Origin of the sequence: Pseudoxanthomonas sp. LjRoot127 (assembly GCF_964253495.1) — a bacterium.
Lineage (GTDB): Bacteria > Pseudomonadota > Gammaproteobacteria > Xanthomonadales > Xanthomonadaceae > Pseudoxanthomonas_A.
Genome location: NZ_CAXUQR020000001.1, coordinates 1,031,665 through 1,051,075, shown reverse-complemented (window position 1 = coordinate 1,051,075; position 19,411 = coordinate 1,031,665). Strand labels below are relative to the sequence as shown.

Here is a 19,411-nt window from a genome sequence, read left to right as displayed (position 1 = left end):
ACCGGGACCGGTGGCGTCGCGGGATGCGACAACCGGGCCAACGCGATCGTGTGCCGCACTCGGCCACCGCTGGGCGGCGCGCGTGACAAGCGTTTCACGATGTTCCCTCTGCGCATGCGGGGGACGATGGACGTGCCATTCCAGGTTGCAGATGAAACATTCGCCAGTCCGCGAAAGGCGTGATATCTCTACTCTCCGATGAACCCGACCCGCGCCCGCTTCTGGTTTTGGTATTACCGCGAACCTACGGCGGAGACGGGGCTGCGTTCATTCTAGGTAGACACCAGAAGAATCCCCTTGAAGCCGCCAGCGAACCTGGCGGCTTTTTTGTTGACCCGGAGAACCCCCATGGCCCCCCACACCGACGACCTGCGCATCCGCAAACTCGATGAGCTGGTGACACCCGCCGCCGTGATCGGCGAGTTGCCCTGCGACGATGCCGTCTCGCAGACCGTCTCGGATGCGCGCAGTGCGCTGCACGACATCCTGCATGGCCGCGACGACCGCCTGATCGTCGTGATCGGTCCGTGCTCCATCCACGATCCCGCTTCCGCGATGGACTACGCGCAACGGTTGAAACCCCTGCGCGATGCGCTGGCGGACGACTTGGAAATCGTCATGCGCGTGTACTTCGAAAAGCCGCGCACCACGGTCGGCTGGAAGGGGTTGATCAACGACCCTGCACTGGACGGCAGCTTCGACATCAACCGCGGCCTGCGCCTGGCGCGCCGCCTGCTGCGCGACATCAATGCGCTTGGCCTGCCGGCGGGCTGCGAGTATCTCGACACCATTTCGCCGCAATACGTCAGCGACCTAGTGGCGTGGGGCGCGATCGGCGCGCGTACCACCGAGAGCCAGGTGCACCGGGAGATGGCCAGCGGCCTGTCGTGTCCGGTCGGTTTCAAGAACGGCACCGACGGCAACGTGAAGATCGCCGTGGATGCCGTGGGGGCGGCGTCGCATCCGCATCATTTCCTGGCGGTGACGAAAGAAGGACGTTCCGCCATCGCCGCGACGGCGGGCAATCCGGATTGCCACGTGATCCTGCGCGGCGGCAAGACGCCCAACTACGATGCGGCCAGCATCGAAGCGGCCAGCCAGGTGTTGGCGAAAGCTGGCCTGCCGACACGCCTGATGGTCGATGCCAGCCACGCGAACAGCGGCAAGAATCCCGACAACCAGCCCGCGGTGATCGACGACATTGCCCGCCAGATGGCGCAGGGCGAGGCGCGCATCGTCGGCGTGATGGTGGAAAGCCACCTGATCGGTGGCCGCCAGGAGCTCGTCGAACAGCAACCCCTGCGTTACGGACAGAGCATCACCGATGGTTGCCTCGGATGGGACGACTCGGTCGCCGTCCTGGAGCGGCTGGCGGCCGCAGTCCGCTTCCGCCGCGAGCACGCCGTCTCGCGCGCTGCATGACAGGCCCCGGCGCGCCAAGGATCGGCGCCAGGGTGGACGGGTTGCACGGATCCTGACGCGGGCCGCTAATATCCCCGCTGCAAGCCATTGATTAATGTGACTTTCTCACGTTTGTGGACGCAGCGCCTGAGGGAGACAGGCCATGCGGGGCATATGGGAAAGGCTGCGGCTGTGCTGGGCGTTGCCCCGTGCGGACGAGGAAGCGAACCGGGTGTTGCTGGGACGGCGGCTGCGCGCGCTGTTCCGCGTCGTGCCCTGGTACGTGGCGTCGAACTTCTACACGGCAGGCGGTGTGCTGTGGGTCATGTGGCCTTTCATCGATGCGCGTGGCGCGTGGCCCTGGTTCGCATGCTTCACCGCTACCCATCTCGGGTGGGGCTGGCATGCCGTCGTTTGCGCGCGACGTGCGCAGCGTGCCGGCGAAGCATCACTGCGACACCGTGACCTGCACGTGGGCGTGCTCTGGTGCGCGCTGTGTGCGCTGGCGTGCGGGTCGGGCATCTATCTGGGGGCGCCGCTCGCCGGCAGCGACGGCAGTCGCCTGCTGCTCAGTGCCTACACGCCGGGGCTGATCGCGACGGGCGTGCTGGCGGGCATCACCATGCCCATCGTGTCCTTCACCTGGATGTCGATCCTGACCGTGTCGGCCTGCCTGATGGTGGTGCGGCTCGATTTCCTCGCGCAGGGCACGACGGTCACGCTGCTGTGCTGTTACGCCGTGATGCTGTCGATCGCATTGCTGTTCGCCTCGCACCTGTTCGTGCGCCGCGTGGAAGCCGAGCTGGCCGCGGACCGGCAGGGGCAGATCGTGGGCCTGTTGCTGCGCGACTTCGAAAGCAAGGCAAACGACTGGCTGTGGGAAAGCGACCGCGACGGTGTCCTGACCCGCGCGGGCCATCGCCTGGTGCACCTGCTGGGGCGGGGCCAGGCCGAGCTGGTCGGTCAGCGGCTCGACGGCCTGTTCGCGCAGCAGCGACTGGTGGCGGTGCAGGGCGATGGAAACAGCATCGGTCCCGACGCACTGCGGTCGCGCCTGCGAACGGGGGCGGCGTTCACCGGGGTAGTGATGGAAGCCAAGATCGAGGGCCGGCCGCGCAGCTGGATGCTCAGCGCGAAACCCTTGTGCGCACCCGATGGCGAGTGGGTGGGATGGCGCGGCGTCGGCTGCGACGTTTCCGATGCCCGCCTGCGGGAAGCCGAGTCGCTCGCGCGGGAACGGCACCTGCATCATCTCGCCCACCACGATCCGCTGACAGGACTGCCCAACCGGCGTGCGTTCCTGGCGGCGCTGAAGAAGGAGCGCAGCGGACCGCATGCCGTCGCGATGATCGACCTGGACAACTTCAAGACGATCAACGACAGCCTCGGGCACACCACGGGCGACCAGGTGCTGTGCATCGTGGCAGGGCGCCTGCGGCAGGTGTGCCGTCAGGGCGACCTGCTGGCGCGGCTGGGCGGGGACGAGTTCGCCATGCTCCTGCGCGGCCTGCCCGTGCAGGGCGCGGAAGACGAAGTGCATGCGCGCCTGTCGCCGGTGCTCGAGATGCTCAGGATCCCGGAACAGATCGCGGATTACCGGGTCGACGTGCGCGCCAGCATCGGCGCCTCGCAGCCGACCGATGCGGCCGACAGCGGGGAGCTGCTGCGCCAGGCGGACAACGCCCTGTATGCGGCCAAGCGCGAGGGGCGCGACATGCTGCGGCACTATTCGCCGCGGATGAGCGAGCGGCTGCAGGAGCGGCTGGCCATGGTCAGCGACCTGGCGATGGCCGCACATGCTGGCCAGCTCGAACTGGACTACATGCCGGTGCTGGCGGCCGACGACCAGCGCATCCGCGGCTACGAGGCCCTGTTGCGCTGGCGGCACCCATTGCATGGGCGCATCGCCCCGATGGACTTCATCCCGGCGGCGGAGGAATCCGGCCTGATCCTCCCGATCGGTCTATGGGTCCTCGAGCGTGCCTGCCGCGACGCGATGTGCTGGAGCGCGGACACCACGCTGGCGGTCAACGTTTCCCCGGTCCAGCTGGCGTCTCCGACGCTGGTGGAGTCGGTGCTGGACATCCTGCACCGGGTCGGCATGCCGCCTGGCCGGCTTGAGCTGGAGATCACCGAATCGGTGCTGGCGCGCGACCCCGCCGCGGCACGCCATGTGCTCGAGCGGCTGCGTGCAGCGGGCATCCGCATCGCCATCGACGATTTCGGCGTCGGTTACTCGTCGATGGCGCAGCTGCGCGAGCTGCCGTTCGACAGCATCAAGCTGGACAAATCGTTCGCCGCCGCCCTGCTGAAGGACGGCGCACGCCACATGAACACGTCGATCATCGCGTCGGTGATCCAGCTGGCCGGCGCCATGCGGCTCACCGTGACGGCGGAAGGCGTGGAAACACTGCGGCAGTTCGAGCTGCTGCGCGCGCTGGGATGCACCCAGGTCCAGGGATACCTGTTCGGACCGCCTGGTCCGATCGTCGCAGGGCCGCCCGTACCGCAGGCTGCCGCGGAGTGACTTCCGGCAGGTGCAGGTGGTGACGGCTGGCAACTGATTCCATGCTAGGCGACGACGACACTGGCCGCACGTCCCCTCGCTACCGGAGCCCACCATGAACTGCATCGCCCGTCGCACGCTGTGCCTGTCCACCCTGCTGGTCGCCGCCGTCCTGCCCGCGCATGCGGCCGACCTGACCGTCGTGCTGCGCGACGTGCGCGCGCAGACGGGCGTGATCAAGGTGGCGGTCGTCGATTCCCAGGCCGGCTGGGATGGCCAGGCCAAGCCGGTACAGGCCGACGGCGCGCCACCGCGCGGCGACACCGCCACGTTCGTGTTCAAGGGCCTGGCGCCGGGCGCCTACGCCGTGCTGGTGACCCACGACGAAAACGGCAACGGCAAGCTCGACAGCAACATGATCGGCATGCCGGTCGAAGCGTACGGCTTCAGCAACAACCCGCGCGTGATGCGCAAGCCGACCTGGGACGAAGCGCGCATCGCCATCGGCGCGCAGGACGCCGCCATCGACATCGCGCTGCGCTGAGGACCCAGGCCATGGATCGCCGCCGTTTCCTGCGCAACCTCCTTTCCGGCGCGACAGCGCTGGCCATCGCGCCCGCGTTCCTGCGTGGCGAAGAAGCCTTCGCCGGCGACCCTGCCCGCTTCGCCGCCGCCCTGCGCGAGCAGCCGTGGCTGGCCGGGTGGACCTCCGTGCAGTCCGAAACGCTCGGGCCTGCCACCGTGCAGATCGAGGGGCGTCTGCCTGCGGGCTTCGCCGGCACGCTGTATCGCAACGGACCCGCCTGGACCGAGCGCGCGGGCTTCCGCTACGAACACTGGTTCGATGGCGACGGCATGGTGCACGGCTGGCGATTCGACGGCGACGGCACGTTGCGCCACCATGCGCGCATGGTCGCCACGCCCAAGTTCACCCGCGAGCAGAAGGCAGGCCGCTTCCTCTATCCCGTCGCGGGCACGTCCATCCCGGACATGCAGCCGATCCGAAACAACGACGATGCGAACACCGCCAACACCTCCGTGACGATGATCGATGGGCGCCTGTTCGCGCTGTCCGAAGCGGGATCGGCGTTCGAACTGGATCCGGACGATCTGGCGACGCTGGGCCCCGTGACCTGGCGCCCGGACCTGGCGGCGATACCGTTCTCGGCCCATCCGCTGAAGGATCGCGACGGCTCGTCGTGGAACTTCGGTTCCATCGCGATGATGGGCGGCAACGGCCTGGTGGTCTGGCACATCGGCCGCGACGGGACGCTGGCGTCGGCCGATGTGCTGGAGACGCCGGTGCCGGGTTACCTGCACAGCTTCGCGATGACCGATCAGCATCTAGTGTTCGCGCTCATCCCGTTCCGGTATCTCGAAGGCAAGGGTGCGTTCTTCGAGCGCCTGCGCTTCCGGCCCGACCAGCCGCTGCGCATCGCCGTCGTCGACAAGGCCACGCCGTCGCAGGCGCGCTGGTTCGAGGCCGACTTCGCCGCCATCTACCATTTCGGCGACGCGCGCGAACACAAGGGCCGCATCACGGTCCGCGCAGTGCAGCACCTCGACCTGGAAGAAGCGCGCTCGCCCATGAAGGCCGCCATGAACGGGAATGCACGGGGCGATGCGCACGGCGGCAAGGGTCCGCTTCGCGAGCTGGTGCTGGACCTGCGCACCGGCAAGGCGCACTGGCAGGACACCGGCATCGTGGGCATCGAGTTCCCCGTGTTCGATCCGCGGACACCCTCGCGGGACGCCGCGCGTCTGTATGCCCCGATCCATGCCGACGGATCCACCGCGCCGTACTTCAGCCGCATCGGTGCGTTCGATCTCGCGCGCGACCGGCGCCAGATGCACGACTACGGTCGCGACGTGCTGGTCGAAGAACACCTGTTCGTCCCGCGCCCCGGCAGCACGCGTCCCGACGACGGCTGGCTGGTCGGCACCCTGCTCGACGCGGCGAAAGGCTGCAGCGGCATCGCTGTACTCAATGCGCGGCGGGTCGACGACGGTCCGCTGGCGCAGGCGTGGCTGCCGTACACGGTGCCGCTCGGCTTCCACGGTCATTTCGCCGCAGCGCTTTGATCCTTGGGCCGGGCGCGGAGGCGGCGTCGCGTGCGGATGGAAGGGCACCCCGACGCACCACAGGCTGGCGCTGGCTCGCACGCTCAGCATTCGCGCGCGCCCGACCCGCGCGCCCTGTTCAGGTAAATGGAGTGAAGAACGTAACCGAAATTCTCTTTGCCCACCTGAGAATTGGTCTGATATCGGTAACACGCCGCAACAGCGAGGGTTTTGCTCGCATTCATATATGTGACATCACGTCACAAAAGGGTGAACCCGCGGGTTCTGTTTTGCAGTGCAGCGTGCAACACCCGTAACACGCCCTTCACGATGGCCCCGCATCCCGACGTGGGGGAGGGAGCAAGCCCGCAATGGCCTAGCCGTTGCGGGCTTTTTTATTCCCGCGCCGCAGGCATCAGGACCCAGGGCCAGGAGAGTCCCGAGCTGCGCGGCCGTAGCCCCCGGCGCCCCTTGACCCGGCAGCGTCGCCCAGCGCCTTTCCCGTAGCCGAGAGGCTCGCGCCGGGCCGGGGCCGGCCGGTGAAAGCGGCTAGAATGACCTCATGGCCGATACCCCCGCTCGCGTGATTCCCCTCCAGGTCGTCAGTTCCGTTCCCGCACCGCTGGAAACGGGCGCCAAGCAACTCGGCAACGACAAGATCGGGCGTTCGCCGGTGCAGTTCGCCGATGCGCCCGTGTTGCGCAAGCCGTCGTGGATCCGCGTGCGCATCCCGTCCGATGGTTCGGTGGCCAAGCTCAAGGCCAAGCTGCGCGAAAACCGCCTCGTCACGGTGTGCGAGGAGGCCAGCTGCCCGAACATCCACGAGTGCTTCGGCCACGGCACCGCCACCTTCATGATCCTAGGCGAGGTATGCACGCGGCGCTGCTCGTTCTGCGATGTCGCCCATGGCCGGCCCAAGCCGCCGGATGCGTCCGAGCCGCTGAGCCTGGCCAACACGGTCGCCGACATGGGCCTGAAGTACGTCGTGGTGACCAGCGTTGACCGCGATGACCTGCGCGACGGCGGTGCCCAGCACTTCGTCGACTGCATTGCCGCCATCCGCGCGCATTCGCCCGCCACGCGCATCGAGATCCTCACCCCCGACTTCCGCGGCAAGGGCCGCATGGACCGCGCGCTGGAGATCCTGGCGGTCAATCCGCCTGACGTGTTCAACCACAACATCGAAACCGTGCCGGACCTGTATCCGAACGTCCGCCCCGGCGCCGACTACCAGTGGTCGCTGACCCTGCTGCAGCGCTTCAAGCAGCAGCACCCGCACCTGCCGACCAAGAGCGGCATCATGCTGGGGCTGGGCGAGACCATGGAGCAGGTCCAGGGCACGCTGCGCGACCTGCGCGCGCACGACGTCGACATGGTCACGATCGGCCAGTACCTGCAGCCGACGCCGCACCACCATCCGGTGCTGCGTTACTGGACGCCCGAGGAGTTCAAGGCCCTCGAGGACTACGGCAAGGCGCTGGGCTTCAGCCACGTCGCGTCAGGACCGCTGGTGCGTTCCTCGTATCACGCCGACCAGCAGGCGGCGCAGGCCGCCTTCACCGCACAGCACGCGGGCTGAACGCGCCGGCGCGGTCGCCGTCGCGTCGCAGAGAAGCCTGTCCGCATCGTGGGCGACCGGAGCACGGGCGCGGTTCACCTTTTCCTACGCCACCGCCTTTAGGCTGCCGAAAGGCAGATGACAAGGCGCGCAACTTTGTGCACTGTCTTCGTGTCGAAACCGACCTACGTTCCGCCTGACGGGCCCCCGGGGCCATGAGTACGCAATGACACTGAAGAAAGTCCCCCTCCTGCTGCTGGCCCTGGCTCTGTCGACCCCGTTGGCGCTGCTCGCGCGCGGCGATGGGGGGGCGATCGCGGTGGCGCCGACCGCCGACCAGGCCAGCACGTCGAAGCTGGTGTACGGCCTGCTGTCCGACAGCCGTTACGCCTATCGTCCGCGCCCGCTCGACGATGCGCTGTCGCAGGAAGTGTTCAAGCGCTATTTCGAAGCCCTCGATGGCGGCAAGCAGTTCTTCACGGCGGACGACATCGCACGCTTCGCGCCCTACAAGACGAAGATGGACGATGCCATCCGCAGCGGCGACCTCGAGCCGGCCTACGAGATCTTCACCGTCTACAAGCAGCGCGTGGGCCAGCGCGTCGCCTTCGCCCGCGCCCTGTTGAAGCAGGACTTCGACTTCACCGGCAGCGAGCGCTGGGAATACGACCGCGAAGACGCACCGTGGGCCGCCGATGGCAAGGCCCTGGACGGGATCTGGAAGAAATCGGTGATGAACGACTGGCTGCGGCTGAAGCTGGCCGGCAAGAAGCCCGACGACATCCGCAAGACGCTGGACAAGCGCTACGCCAACCTCCAGCGCAGCATCAACGAACTCAAGACCGAGGATGTCTTCCAGACGTTCCTCAACGCGTACACCAGCGCGATCGATCCGCATACGGATTACTTCACGCCGCGCACCGCCGAGAATTTCAACCAGTCCATGTCGCTGTCGCTGGAAGGCATCGGCGCGGTGCTGCAGCGCCAGGACGACCTGGTGGCGATCCGCGAGATCGTGCCGGGTGGCCCGGCCGACCTGAGCGGCAAGTTGAAGATCGGCGACCGCATCGTGGCGGTCGGGCAGGGCAAGTCGGGGCCGTTGACCGACGTGATCGGCTGGCGCATCGACGACGTGGTGGCTCAGATCCGCGGCAAGAAGGATACGCAGGTACGCATCGAGTACATCCCAGCCGAAGCGGGCATTGACGGCAAGCATGCGCAGGTCACCATCACCCGGCAGAAGGTCAAGCTGGAAGAGCAGGCAGCCAAGGCCGAGACCATCGTACTGCCGGCCAACGGTACCGAGCCCGCGCGCCGCATCGGCGTGATCAAGCTGCCGGCGTTCTACCAGGATTTCGAAGGCCGTCGGCGCAACCCGAACGATTTCAACTCCGCGACCCGCGATATCTCGAAGCTGCTCGCGCAGTTCAAGACGCAGGGCGTGGACGGCGTGGTGATGGACCTGCGCAACAACGGCGGCGGTTCGCTCGACGAGGCGGTGGAACTCACTGGCCTGTTCATCGACAAGGGCCCGGTCGTGCAGGTGCGCGAGTCCGGCGGCCGCGTCACCGTCAACAGCGACCGCAAGACCGGTGTCGCGTGGGACGGTCCGCTGGCCGTGCTGATCAATCGCTATTCCGCGTCCGCATCGGAAATCTTCGCCGGTGCCATCCAGGACTACGGGCGCGGCCTCGTGATCGGCGAGACCAGCTTCGGCAAGGGCACCGTGCAGAACATGGTCGACCTGGACCGCTGGCCCGCCAATGAAGCGCCGCGCTTCGGCTCGGTGAAGCTGACCATCGCGCAGTTCTTCCGCGTGGCCGGCGGCAGCACGCAGCACAAGGGCGTCGTCCCGGACATCGCGTTCCCCGTGAGCGTGGACGCCAGCGAGTACGGCGAAAGCACGTACGACAACGCGCTGCCGTGGACGCGCATCGCTGCCGTCCCGCACACGCAGTACGGCAACTTCGCGCCGCTGCTGCCGCGTCTCGAGGCCTTGCACGCTGCGCGTTCGGCGAAGGACAAGGAGTTCCAGTGGTGGTCCGAGGACGTGGCCCAGTACCGTGCCGAGGCCGCCAAGAAGTACGTCTCGCTCAATGAAGCCGAGCGCCGCGCCGAGCGCGAGCGCCAGGACGTGCAGCGCAAGCAGCGGCAGGCCGAACGCAAGGCATTGGGCCTGGCGCTGGACCCGCTGGCCGAGGACCTGGCCGACGACGGTCTCGGTGCGTCCGAGCGCGACATCGTGAAGGACGCGCAGCGCGAGAAGCTGGCCGACAAGCGTCCGGATCCGTTGCTGCGCGAATCCGCCGCCATCCTCTCGGACGCGATCAGCGTCCTGGGCCAGGACCGCAAACTGTCGGCGCAGGTGCTGCCCGATTCGCCGGGTCCGGGTCGCTGGGCGCAATAGGGCAGGAGCGAGGCGGGGACGTGAGGTCGAATGCCGGTCGGTCAGGCATTTGGCCACTTCCCGCTCCTCCGGCTGCACGGCGCGCGCAGCGCAAGATCCGGATAGCCCGACCGCCGCGTGCGCCCTAGTCTGGGCGCATGGACACGATGCCGCGCCGACCGCTTTCCTCCGATTCCTCCGCCTCCGCCGCCGATCCTGTCGAAGCGGCACGCCGCCTGCTCGACGAAGGCGACCCCTCGTTGTCCGAACTGGCGGCACGCACGGGCGTCAGCGCGTCCCATCTGCAGCGACGTTTTCGCGCGCGCTTCGGGCTGAGCCCCGCCGAGTACCTCGCGCGCAAGAAGCTCGGCACGCTTAAGAACGCGTTGCGCATGGGCAGCGACGTAACCTCTGCGCTGTACGACGCCGGTTATGGCTCGCCTTCGCGGCTGTACGAGCAGGGCGCGACGAAACTGGGCATGACACCCGCGACATACCGTGCGGGAGGCCGTGGCGTGGCGATCCGCTGGACCGTGGTCGATACCGTGCTTGGCCGCACACTGGTGGCTGCCACCGAGCGTGGCATCTGCGCGGTGGAACTGGGTGACGACGATGCGACGCTGGAGCGGCGGCTGCGCGAAGAATTTGCGCTGGCGCAACTCGAACGTGTCGAAGCAGGCCGCGACGACTTTCTTGCGCCCCGCCTGCGCGCGGTGGCGGAGCGGTTGGCGGGTGGCGACGCGGACGTGCCGGTGGATCTGCTCGGTACCGGCTTCCAGCAGCGCGTCTGGGAGGCGCTGATGAAGATCCCGGCCGGTGACACTGTCAGCTACGCCGGCCTGGCGCAATCGCTCGGCGCGCCGCGTGCTGCACGCGCGGTAGCCAGCGCCTGCGCGCACAACCGCATCGCCGTGGTCGTCCCGTGCCATCGCGTGATCCGCGGCGACGGTTCGCCGGGAGGCTATCGCTGGGGATTGCCACGCAAGCAGGAGTTGCTGGCGAGAGAGCGCGGCTGATCCACCGATTTTCTCGCACAGCGAGATGCCCGCAAGAAAGGAAGTCCTGCAGGAGCGCCCCCTGGGCGCGATGCTTTGCTGTTGATGATTGGCGAAACAAGAGCATCGCGCCCATGGGGCGCTCTACAGGTTTCCGGGTCGAGACTTGAACGGAATTCAAGGCAGTCCGGAAAGGTTTCAACGACCCGAGGGCGCTTTCGGCCTGTTGCGTGACAGCGACTGGCCTAGAATTGCACCACGCCGCATTTCCCATGGTTCCCCCATGACTTCGTCCGTTCCCGCCGCCGCGCCCGCGCGTGGCGGTCTTGCTGTCGCTATCGCCCTGGCCATCGTCTATGTGGTGTGGGGTTCGACCTACCTCGGCATCCGCTTCGCGCTGGAAGGTGGCTTTCCGCCGCTGCTGATGGTGTCGGGCAGCCGTTTCGTCGCGGCCGGGATGGTGATGTTCCTGTTCCTGCGCTGGCGTGGTGTCGCGCCGCCGACGCGCGCGCAATGGAAGAACCTGCTGGTGATGGGTGCGCTGCTGCTGTTGATGGGCAACGGCATGGTGGTGCTGGCCGAGCAGACCGTGTCGTCCGGCCTGGCGGCCGTGGCGGTGGCGTCGATGCCGTTGTGGATGGGCCTGTTCGGCGCGATGCGCGGCCAGCATCCGACGAAGGGCGAGTGGCTGGGCATCGTCGTGGGATTCGCCGGCGTCGTGTGGCTCAACGCCGGCAGCTCGCTGACCGGTTCGCCGGTGGGGCTGGTGCTGTTGCTGGTCGCGCCGATCGCCTGGGCCTACGGCTCCATCTGGTCGCGCGGCCGCGACCTGCCGTCGCCGTTCATGACGGCCGCAGCGCAGATGCTCGCCGCAGGCGTGATGCTGGTGGCCGCAGGCCTGCTGCACGGCGAGCGCTTCGATACCGGGGACTGGACGCTCGGCGGTGGCCTGGCGGTCGCGTATCTGGCGGTGTTCGGTTCGATCGTCGCGTTCACCGCGTACGTCTGGCTGCTGCACCATGCGCGCCCGGTACTGGTGGGCAGCTACGCCTACGTCAATCCGGTGATCGCGGTCGCCTTGGGTGCGTTCATCGCCGGCGAGACGTTCACGGCGCACGACTTGGGCGCGATGGCGGTGATCCTGGCCGGCGTGGTGGTCATCACGCTGGCGCGCGCGCGGCAGGCGAAATGAGCGCCGCGCCGATCGATCGCAAGGGCCTGGCGATCACCGCCGGCACGTTCCTGATCTGGGGCGTGGTGCCACTGTACTGGCACCTGTTGAAGGCAGTGCCGTCGTTCCAGATCATCGCGCACCGCATCGTGTGGAGCGCCGTGCTGGTGCTCGGCTGGCTGCTGCTGAAGAACGGACGTCGCTGGTGGCAGCAGGTGCGCGCGCAGCCGCGCGCCGTGCCGTTGCTCGGCATCAGCAGCCTGCTGATCGCATTCAACTGGGGCCTGTACATCTGGGCGGTCAACGCCGGCCACGTGGTCGAAACCAGCCTGGGCTACTTCATCAACCCACTGATCAACGTGGTGCTGGGCGTGCTGGTGCTGCGCGAACGCCTCTCGCCGGCGCAATGGGTCGCGGTGGGTTTCGCGCTGCTGGGCGTCGCGTGGCTGACGCTGCAGGCCGGCGCGCCGCCCTGGATCGCGCTGGGGCTGGCGTTCTCGTTCGGCGTTTATGGCCTGGTTCGCAAGCTGGTCGCGGTCGATCCGGTCGCCGGGCTGGGGGTCGAAAGCCTGTACCTGTTCCTGCCCGCGCTGGCTTACGTGGTCTGGAGCGAGACCGGGCACGGTGGCGGTTTCGTCAGCGGCTACGGCTGGAAGAATGACCTGTTGCTGGTGTTCGGCGGCGTGGTTTCGGCGGTACCGCTGATCGGCTTCGCCTACGGCGTGCGGCGCATTCCGCTGTCGCTGGTGGGGCTGCTGCAGTACATCGCGCCGAGCATCCAGCTGCTGCTGGGCGTGCTGGTGTTCCGAGAATCCTTCGGGATCGAACGCGCGATCGGGTTCGCGGCCATCTGGACGGGACTGTTGATCTTCGCGACCGATGGCCTGTGGCGCGCACGTCGCCGCGATGCGGTCGTGGCGACCGCACCGGGGCGTTGATTCAGCCGGGCGTCCTCGCCGCAGGCGCCGGGCAAGGACCCCCTGCGGCCGTCCACGTCTTGAACGCGGCGACGAACTGATCGTGCGGCACCGGCACCGGCGCGCGCTCGCCGCCGGGATTCCAGCCCCACAACACCAGCTTGTCTTCCGCCACGTGCTTGACCAGCGCATCGAAGTCGCGGCCACCGTTGCGCTTCTTGTCCTGGATCATCGCGCACAGCTGGTCGGCCGGCAGGCCGATCCACGCCATCTTGTGGTCGGGCGGCGGCAGCTGCCAGTGCGGCGCCCCCGGCGGTGCGTGCGGGCCGTAGCTCGCCGGTGCGTTCTGTTCCGCATGGCAGGTCGAGCACGGCAGGCCGGGCGCGCCCTTGCCCTCCGGTCCGCGTGCGACGTTCATCGCATGCGGCGTCTGCGTATCGAACTGCAGGGGCGCATCGCCCGGGATATGGCAGTTGCTGCAACGGGGGTGCTGGAACACCTTTTCCACGGTAGCGAAGGCGGTCAGCGCCTGTGCCTTCTGTTCCTCGCTGACACGCGGCTTGCACGCGACGAGCAAAAGGACGGTCAACGACATCATCAGGATGCGCATGGCAGGCCTCAGGCAGTGGGCGTGGAGGAGGCGGGCGTCGGCAGGCGCAGCGGCAACTCGCGCAACCGTTGACCGGTGAGCGCGAACACGGCGTTGGCCACGGCCGGCGCGATCGGCGGCGTGCCGGGCTCGCCCACGCCGCCCATCTTGTCGGTGCTCGGCACGATGTGGACTTCGACCTTCGGCATTTCGTGCAGGCGCAACACCCGGTAGTCGTGGTAGTTCGATTCCCGCACCTGGCCCTCCTTCAACGTCAGCGCGCCATGCAGCGCCGCACCCAGGCCGAAGACGATGCCGGATTCCATCTGCGCCGCGACGGCGCCGGGATTCACCGCCACGCCGCAATCGATCGCGCAGACCACGCGGTGCACGCGGACCTGGCCGTCCTCGACGGAGACTTCGGCGACCTGCGCGACGTAGCTGCCGAAGGACTCGTGCACGGCGACGCCGCGTCCGCGTCCCTGCGCGGCGGGCGAGGACCAGCCGGCCTTCTCGGCGGCCAGGTTCAGCGCCGCAAGATGACGTGGATGGTCCTTCAGCAGCGCGCGGCGGTACTCGACGGGATCCTTGCCGGCGGCATGCGCCAGTTCGTCGACGAAGCTCTCCATCACGAAACCGTTGACGCTGTGCCCCACCGAGCGCCACCACAACACGGGAATGCCGGTCCTGGGCGAATGCAGGTCGACACGGTGCGCCGGCGTGCCCAGCACATAAGGCGAGTTCGCCACGCCTTCGGTCGAGGTGGCGTCGATGCCGTCCTTGACCATCATGGCTTCCATGAACGTGCCGGCCATGATCGACTGGCCCACCATCACCTGGTGCCACGCCGTCGGCAGGCCGTCTTCGCCCAGGCCGACCTTGATCTTCTCGACGAACGCCGAGCGGTAGTAGCCGCCGCGCGTATCGTCCTCGCGCGTCCATACCGTCTTGACCGGCGCCTTCGCGGCCCTGGCCACGTGCACGGCTTCCGACACGACGTCCGAGTCCGGCGTGGCGCGTCGACCGAAACCGCCGCCGAGGAACGGCGTGTGGATGCGGATCTTCTCCGGCGGCATGCCGAGGATCTTCGCGGTGCTGTTCTGGTCCAGCGTGGGGAACTGCGTGCCGCACCAGATGTCGCACCCGTCGTCGCCGATCTTGACGGTGCAGTTCAGCGGTTCCATCGCCGCGTGCGCGAGGTATGGAACGGCATATTCGGCCTCGACGGTCTTGGCGGCCTTGCCGAGGCCGGCCACGACATCGCCCGCGCGTACGGCGGTCGGGCCGTCCTCGGTCGCCAGTTGCGAGAACTGCTGGCGCAGCGTGGCGCTGTCGAGCTTGGCGCCTTCGCCGGCCTCCCACACCACCTGCAGCGCATCGCGGCCGAGCTTGGCTGCCCAGAAATGCTCGGCGACCACGGCCACGCCGCTGGGCACCTGCACCACGTCGCGCACGCCGGGCACGGCACGCGCCGCGGTGGCGTCGAACGACTTCACCTGGCCGCCGAACACCGGCGAGCGCAGCACGACCGCCGTCAGCATGCCTTCGAACTGGACGTCCATGCCGAACACGGCCTTGCCGGTGATCTTCTCCGGCGTATCCAGGCGCTTGGTCGCCTTGCCGATCAGCTTCCAGTCCTTGGGGTCGCGCAGCGTCAGCGTCTTCGGGTCGGGCGGTGGCAGTTTGCCGGCGGCATCGGCGAGTTCGCCGTAGCGCAGCCGCTGCGTGCCCGAGACCACTGCGCCATTCTCGGTGCGCAGGTCGGTGAGCGGCACGTCGAGGCGTGCCGCTGCGGCCTGCAGCAACAGGGTGCGCGCGACGGCGCCGGCCTGGCGGTAGCGGTCGAATTCGGACCACGTCGTGGTCGAGCCGCCGGTGCCCTGCATGCCGAACACCGGGCTGGTGTAGGCCTTGTCGGCGGGACCGTGTTCGACGCGGATCTTCGACCAGTCGGCATCCAGTTCTTCGGCGATCAGCATCGGCAGCGTGGTCCAGATGCCCTGGCCCATTTCGGCATGCGCGAGCAGCACGGTGATCGAATCATCCGCGGCGATGCGCAGGAACGCGTTCGGCGCGAAGGCGGCCGCGGCGGCGGGTTGCGCTTCCTGTGCCCACGCGAAGCGGCGGGCGCCGGGCACGGCAATGGCGACGATCAGGCCGCCGCCGACGAGCGCGGTGGAGCGCAGGAAGCCGCGGCGCGAGGATTTCAGTTCAAGGTTCACGGACACGACCTCCGTCGAACATCGGATCGGGACCACGGCATCGCCTGCCGCGGCGGGATGGGGTCACGCTTCCTTGCCCAGCTCGGCGGCGCGGTGCACGGCGGCGCGGATGCGCTGGTAGGTGCCGCAGCGGCAGAGGTTGCCGGACAGTGCGTGGTCGATGTCGCTGTCGGTCGGCGTGGGAACCACGGCGAGCAGCGCCGCCGCCGACATGATCTGGCCGGACTGGCAGTAGCCGCACTGCACCACGTCGAGTTCCGCCCACGCCTTCTGCACGGGGTGGGATCCATCGGCCGACAGCCCTTCGATGGTGGTGATCTTCTTGCCGGCGACCGCCGACGCGGGCGTCACGCAGGCGCGCAGGGGCGAGCCATCGACGTGCACGGTACAGGCACCGCACTGCGCGATGCCGCAACCGAACTTGGTGCCGGTAAGGCCCATCAGGTCGCGCAGGACCCAGAGCAGCGGCATGTCATCGGAGGCGTCGACTTCGCGCTCCGACCCGTTGACGTTCAACTTCATGGTCACTCCCTGGCGGCGGCGTGGGACTCGGCGACGATACTCCGTGCCTCCGTAGCGTGCCAGTGAAAGCGTGCGCGGCGGCTTGCACGATCCTGCGGCATGCTTGCCCGATGCCCTTGCCGGCGCGCGGACCGTTGCCTTCGCCCCCGTGCTTGCGCCATCGTGGTGAGCATGTCGGTCCATCGCCATCCTCTGGAAGTATCCGCGCGCGCCAGCGAGGCCGGCGACGGCAGTGCGCTGGTCGTGGTCATCGCCACGGAAGGCTCGACCTACGTGCGGCAGGGTGCGATGGCCGCGTTCGCTGCGGACGATGCACAGACCGGCTGGTTGAGCGGCGGCTGCCTGGAGCCGGAGATCGCGCGTCGTGCGCGCCATGCGGTTGCCGAGGGCCATCTCGATGCGATGGACATCGACACGCGCGACGACGAGGACCTCTTCGCCGGGTCGGCCGTCGGCTGTCGCGGTCGCCTGCATCTGGCCCTGCTGCCGCTGGATCGCCTGCCGGGATGGTCGCAGGTGGTGCAGGCGTGGTGGCAGGGCGCAGGCCCGCTGACGCTGCGTGTTGCTGCCGAGGGCGACGTGCTGGCCCAGGCCGGCGACACACACCGGCGGTGGACGCTACCCGTGGCACCTGCCGCGCATGCGGACATCGCCGGCGACGTGACCGTGCCGCCCCCGCCACGCGTGGCGATCTTCGGCGCCGGCCCGGAAACGCGCATGCTGGTGACGGTGATGCGCCAGCTGGGCTGGCATGTCACCGTAGTGGAGCGCCGCGCGCGCTGGATTCCCGCCGACGAGATCGCCGATAGGTGGCACATCCTGTCGCCGGACGACGCGCTCGCCGCGCTGGAGCCCGCGCCCGATGCCGCGCTGGTAATGCACCATCATTTCGAACACGACCGCGAAGCCCTGGCGGCGCTGGCCGGCACCCGGATTCCCTTCATCGGCCTGCTGGGCCCGGTCCGGCGGCGCGAGGATCTGCTGCGAGTGCTTCCCGCACATCTGCACGCCCTGCTGGCGCCGCGCCTGCGGTCGCCGATCGGATTGAAACTGGGCGGGCAGGGGCCTGAAGCGATCGCCCTGAGTATCGCTGCGCAGTTGCAGGCCTGGCATCACGGCGAGCCTGCATGAGCGCGCCGCATGCGGCGGTCGTGCTGGCCGCGGGAGGCAGTGCGCGCCTGGGCCGGCCGAAGCAATTGTTGACGCGCGAGGGTGAAACGCTGGTGCATCGTGCGGCACGACTGGCGCTCGCCTCCGGCGCCTCGCGCGTGCTGGTCGTCGTCGGTGCGCATGCCGGCGACATCGCGGCGTGCGTCAGCGACCTGCCGGTGGCGTGCGTGGCCAATGCGCACTGGGACGAGGGTCTGGCAAGGAGCGTTCGCGTGGCCGCGGATGCACTTGCCGCGCATCCCCATGCGACGCTGTTCCTCACATGCGACCAGCCCGCACTCGAACTCGCGCACCTCCATGCACTGCGCGAAGCCTCGCATCGCGCGCCGTCGGGATCGGCCGCGACGCGCTTCGGCGATCGCGTCGGCATCCCCGCGATCATCGCCGCCCCGATGCTGCGCGCCGCCAGGAGCCTGCAGGGCGATCGCGGACTGCGCGACGTGCTGAACGCGGCGGGCGTGGGCGTGATCGCGTGCGATGCGCCGGATCTGTTGCTCGATGTGGATACACCGGCCGACTTGGCTGCTGCCGTGTCGCGCGGATGGATTGATCCCTGACGGCGGAGAGCGCCGGCCAGCGCCGGCGCCCCGTCACCCGCCTCAGATCGCGCGCAATGCCTGCGTGATCGGCAGTCGCGCCGCGCGCAGTGCAGGAAACAGCCCGCCGACCAGACCGATGCCGAGCGCCCACTTCAGGCCACTCCACAGCAGTTCCGGCGTGACCTTGAACTGGAACACCACCTGGCTGAAGTTGCTGCCCAGCGTGGCCACGCTGTAGCCGTTGAACACTCCCCATGCGATCAGTCCGCCCAGCACGCCGCCGAGCAGCGCCAGCAGCATGGTTTCCAGCATCACCGCCATCACCACCGGCAGCCCACGGAAGCCGATCGCACGCATCGTGGCGATTTCGCGCGCTCGACCGGCGACGGCGGCGTACATGGTATTGAGCGCACCGAACACGGCACCGATGGCCATGATGGTGCCGATGACGGTGCCGAGCACCTTGATCAGCGTGTTCAGGCCGGTGGATTGCTTGGTGTAGTAGTCGCGCGTGGTCAGTACATCCAGTTTCAGGCGCGGGTCGTTCTCCATGGCCTGCTTGAACTGGTCGAAGCCGGCCTTGCCTTCGGTGCGCACCGTCACCGACTGGTAGGCGCGGCGATCGTAGGCCGACGACAGTGTGTCGATATCGGTCCACAGTTCCGAATCATGCGCGTCGCCGGAGGCGAACACGCCGACCACCGTCCACTCCTGGTTGCCCAGCTTCAGCGTCTTGCCGACGTCGAGGCCGCGGTACTGGCCCTTCGCACCCTGGCCGACCACGATCTCGCGCACGCCGACGTTGAACTTGCGGCCCTCGACCAGCTTCACCTGCGGACGTATCGACCACGCCGCCTCGCTGACGCCACGGAACTGCGCGTTGGCGTCTTCGCCGGTGCTCGCCGTGGGCAGGTTGACGATCTGCGACAGTTCCGGCGACAGCAGCGCACGGCCGTCCTTGCCCTTGGCGACACCGGCCAGCGTGGAGATCAGCGGCACCTGGTCGCGACTGATGACCGAGTTGGTCTCCGCCTGCGACCCGCCCCGCAGCACGATGGCGGTGTCCTCGCCGCCGGTCTGCTTCAGCGTGGCCGAAAAGCCTTCGCCCATCGCCAACATCGCCACCAGCACGCCCACCACGCCGGCAATGCCGACCACGATCACCGAGGACGCGCCCCAGCGCTGCGGCAGGCTGGCGATGCCGATCTTCGCGGCCTCCAGCGACAGCCGTCCGCTGCGGGTGAGAAACAGCCACAGTACCAGCGCCACGGCGATGCCGAGCACCGCGAACCACGGCAGCACGACCCACACGCCCAGGCCGACGACCAGCGCCACGATGGAGATGAGGTTGCCCAACCATTGCTTCTTCATGTC

The 19,411-nt window shown here is 68.3% G+C and carries 15 protein-coding genes; 11 read left to right on the top strand and 4 right to left on the bottom strand.

The genetic code is table 11. The features are described from left to right. Positions 1-348 precede the first annotated feature (348 nt). The 9 genes from ACSQ19_RS05055 to rarD all read left to right on the top strand — a co-directional run bounded on the left by ACSQ19_RS05055 (position 349) and on the right by rarD (position 13,016). Positions 349-1,422: a 3-deoxy-7-phosphoheptulonate synthase gene (locus ACSQ19_RS05055; RefSeq protein WP_299347099.1), complete on the top strand. Its 1,074-nt coding sequence runs from the start codon at positions 349-351 to the stop codon at positions 1,420-1,422. Positions 1,423-1,564: 142 nt separating this feature from the next. Continuing rightward, positions 1,565-3,928 (top strand): putative bifunctional diguanylate cyclase/phosphodiesterase, encoded by a 2,364-nt coding sequence (locus tag ACSQ19_RS05050; RefSeq protein ID WP_299347097.1) that lies wholly within the window; start codon positions 1,565-1,567, stop codon positions 3,926-3,928. 94 nt (positions 3,929-4,022) lie between these two features. Next, a complete protein-coding gene (locus ACSQ19_RS05045) occupies positions 4,023-4,451 on the top strand; it encodes a DUF2141 domain-containing protein (protein WP_299347095.1) in 429 nt (142 codons plus the stop codon). An 11-nt stretch (positions 4,452-4,462) separates the two neighbouring features. Next, complete coding sequence (locus ACSQ19_RS05040) at positions 4,463-5,989, top strand: carotenoid oxygenase family protein (RefSeq protein WP_299347094.1); 1,527 nt, start codon at positions 4,463-4,465, stop codon at positions 5,987-5,989. 541 nt (positions 5,990-6,530) lie between these two features. After that, on the top strand, positions 6,531-7,547 hold the full coding sequence (gene lipA / locus ACSQ19_RS05035; protein WP_299347092.1) for a lipoyl synthase: 1,017 nt from the start codon (positions 6,531-6,533) through the stop codon (positions 7,545-7,547). Positions 7,548-7,752: 205 nt separating this feature from the next. Beyond that, positions 7,753-9,933, top strand: a complete 2,181-nt coding sequence (locus ACSQ19_RS05030) for a carboxy terminal-processing peptidase (protein ID WP_299347090.1) — start codon at positions 7,753-7,755, stop codon at positions 9,931-9,933. Between the two features lie 137 nt (positions 9,934-10,070). Continuing rightward, entirely contained in the window at positions 10,071-10,928 is an 858-nt protein-coding gene (locus tag ACSQ19_RS05025) for a bifunctional transcriptional activator/DNA repair enzyme AdaA (RefSeq protein WP_299347088.1), read from the top strand. Between the two features lie 262 nt (positions 10,929-11,190). Next, positions 11,191-12,099, top strand: coding sequence for a drug/metabolite exporter YedA (gene yedA / locus ACSQ19_RS05020; RefSeq protein ID WP_299347087.1), 909 nt, complete (start codon positions 11,191-11,193; stop codon positions 12,097-12,099). Beyond that, a complete protein-coding gene (gene rarD / locus ACSQ19_RS05015; RefSeq protein WP_299347085.1) occupies positions 12,096-13,016 on the top strand; it encodes an EamA family transporter RarD in 921 nt (306 codons plus the stop codon). Before yedA ends, rarD begins: the two co-directional genes overlap by 4 nt. A 1-nt stretch (position 13,017) precedes the next feature. On the opposite strand, the gene ACSQ19_RS05010 is transcribed toward rarD, so the two are convergent. From ACSQ19_RS05010 to ACSQ19_RS05000, 3 genes are all read right to left on the bottom strand, one after another. After that, on the bottom strand, positions 13,018-13,605 hold the full coding sequence (locus ACSQ19_RS05010) for a hypothetical protein (protein WP_299347084.1): 588 nt from the start codon (positions 13,603-13,605) through the stop codon (positions 13,018-13,020). Positions 13,606-13,613: 8 nt separating this feature from the next. Next, entirely contained in the window at positions 13,614-15,806 is a 2,193-nt protein-coding gene (locus ACSQ19_RS05005) for a xanthine dehydrogenase family protein molybdopterin-binding subunit (protein WP_299347083.1), read from the bottom strand. A 63-nt stretch (positions 15,807-15,869) separates the two neighbouring features. Continuing rightward, positions 15,870-16,328 (bottom strand): (2Fe-2S)-binding protein, encoded by a 459-nt coding sequence (locus ACSQ19_RS05000; RefSeq protein ID WP_299347082.1) that lies wholly within the window; start codon positions 16,326-16,328, stop codon positions 15,870-15,872. A gap of 171 nt (positions 16,329-16,499) precedes the next feature. On the opposite strand from ACSQ19_RS05000, the gene ACSQ19_RS04995 reads away from it, so the two are divergent. Further along, positions 16,500-17,459, top strand: coding sequence for an XdhC family protein (locus ACSQ19_RS04995; protein WP_299347080.1), 960 nt, complete (start codon positions 16,500-16,502; stop codon positions 17,457-17,459). After that, positions 17,456-18,055 carry a nucleotidyltransferase family protein gene (locus ACSQ19_RS04990; protein ID WP_299347078.1) on the top strand — a complete coding sequence of 200 codons (600 nt, stop codon included), beginning with the start codon at positions 17,456-17,458 and terminating at the stop codon, positions 18,053-18,055. The genes ACSQ19_RS04995 and ACSQ19_RS04990 overlap by 4 nt, the downstream gene beginning before the upstream one ends. Before the next feature lie 42 nt (positions 18,056-18,097). Here ACSQ19_RS04990 and ACSQ19_RS04985 read toward each other — a convergent pair whose 3' ends face one another. Next, positions 18,098-19,408: an ABC transporter permease gene (locus tag ACSQ19_RS04985; protein WP_299347076.1), complete on the bottom strand. Its 1,311-nt coding sequence runs from the start codon at positions 19,406-19,408 to the stop codon at positions 18,098-18,100. Positions 19,409-19,411: the final 3 nt, after the last annotated feature.

What these genes read in the sequence shown, in the direction of transcription:
- ACSQ19_RS04995 (WP_299347080.1), top strand. Translation starts at nt 16,500, where the DNA reads ATGTCGGTCCATCGCCATCCTCTGGAAGTATCCGCGCGCGCCAGCGAG.
- ACSQ19_RS05050 (WP_299347097.1), top strand. Translation starts at nt 1,565, where the DNA reads ATGCGGGGCATATGGGAAAGGCTGCGGCTGTGCTGGGCGTTGCCCCGT.
- ACSQ19_RS05010 (WP_299347084.1), bottom strand. Translation starts at nt 13,605, where the DNA reads ATGCGCATCCTGATGATGTCGTTGACCGTCCTTTTGCTCGTCGCGTGC.
- ACSQ19_RS05045 (WP_299347095.1), top strand. Translation starts at nt 4,023, where the DNA reads ATGAACTGCATCGCCCGTCGCACGCTGTGCCTGTCCACCCTGCTGGTC.
- yedA (WP_299347087.1), top strand. Translation starts at nt 11,191, where the DNA reads ATGACTTCGTCCGTTCCCGCCGCCGCGCCCGCGCGTGGCGGTCTTGCT.
- lipA (WP_299347092.1), top strand. Translation starts at nt 6,531, where the DNA reads ATGGCCGATACCCCCGCTCGCGTGATTCCCCTCCAGGTCGTCAGTTCC.
- ACSQ19_RS05025 (WP_299347088.1), top strand. Translation starts at nt 10,071, where the DNA reads ATGGACACGATGCCGCGCCGACCGCTTTCCTCCGATTCCTCCGCCTCC.
- ACSQ19_RS05030 (WP_299347090.1), top strand. Translation starts at nt 7,753, where the DNA reads ATGACACTGAAGAAAGTCCCCCTCCTGCTGCTGGCCCTGGCTCTGTCG.
- ACSQ19_RS05000 (WP_299347082.1), bottom strand. Translation starts at nt 16,328, where the DNA reads ATGAAGTTGAACGTCAACGGGTCGGAGCGCGAAGTCGACGCCTCCGAT.
- rarD (WP_299347085.1), top strand. Translation starts at nt 12,096, where the DNA reads ATGAGCGCCGCGCCGATCGATCGCAAGGGCCTGGCGATCACCGCCGGC.
- ACSQ19_RS05040 (WP_299347094.1), top strand. Translation starts at nt 4,463, where the DNA reads ATGGATCGCCGCCGTTTCCTGCGCAACCTCCTTTCCGGCGCGACAGCG.
- ACSQ19_RS04990 (WP_299347078.1), top strand. Translation starts at nt 17,456, where the DNA reads ATGAGCGCGCCGCATGCGGCGGTCGTGCTGGCCGCGGGAGGCAGTGCG.
- ACSQ19_RS04985 (WP_299347076.1), bottom strand. Translation starts at nt 19,408, where the DNA reads ATGAAGAAGCAATGGTTGGGCAACCTCATCTCCATCGTGGCGCTGGTC.
- ACSQ19_RS05055 (WP_299347099.1), top strand. Translation starts at nt 349, where the DNA reads ATGGCCCCCCACACCGACGACCTGCGCATCCGCAAACTCGATGAGCTG.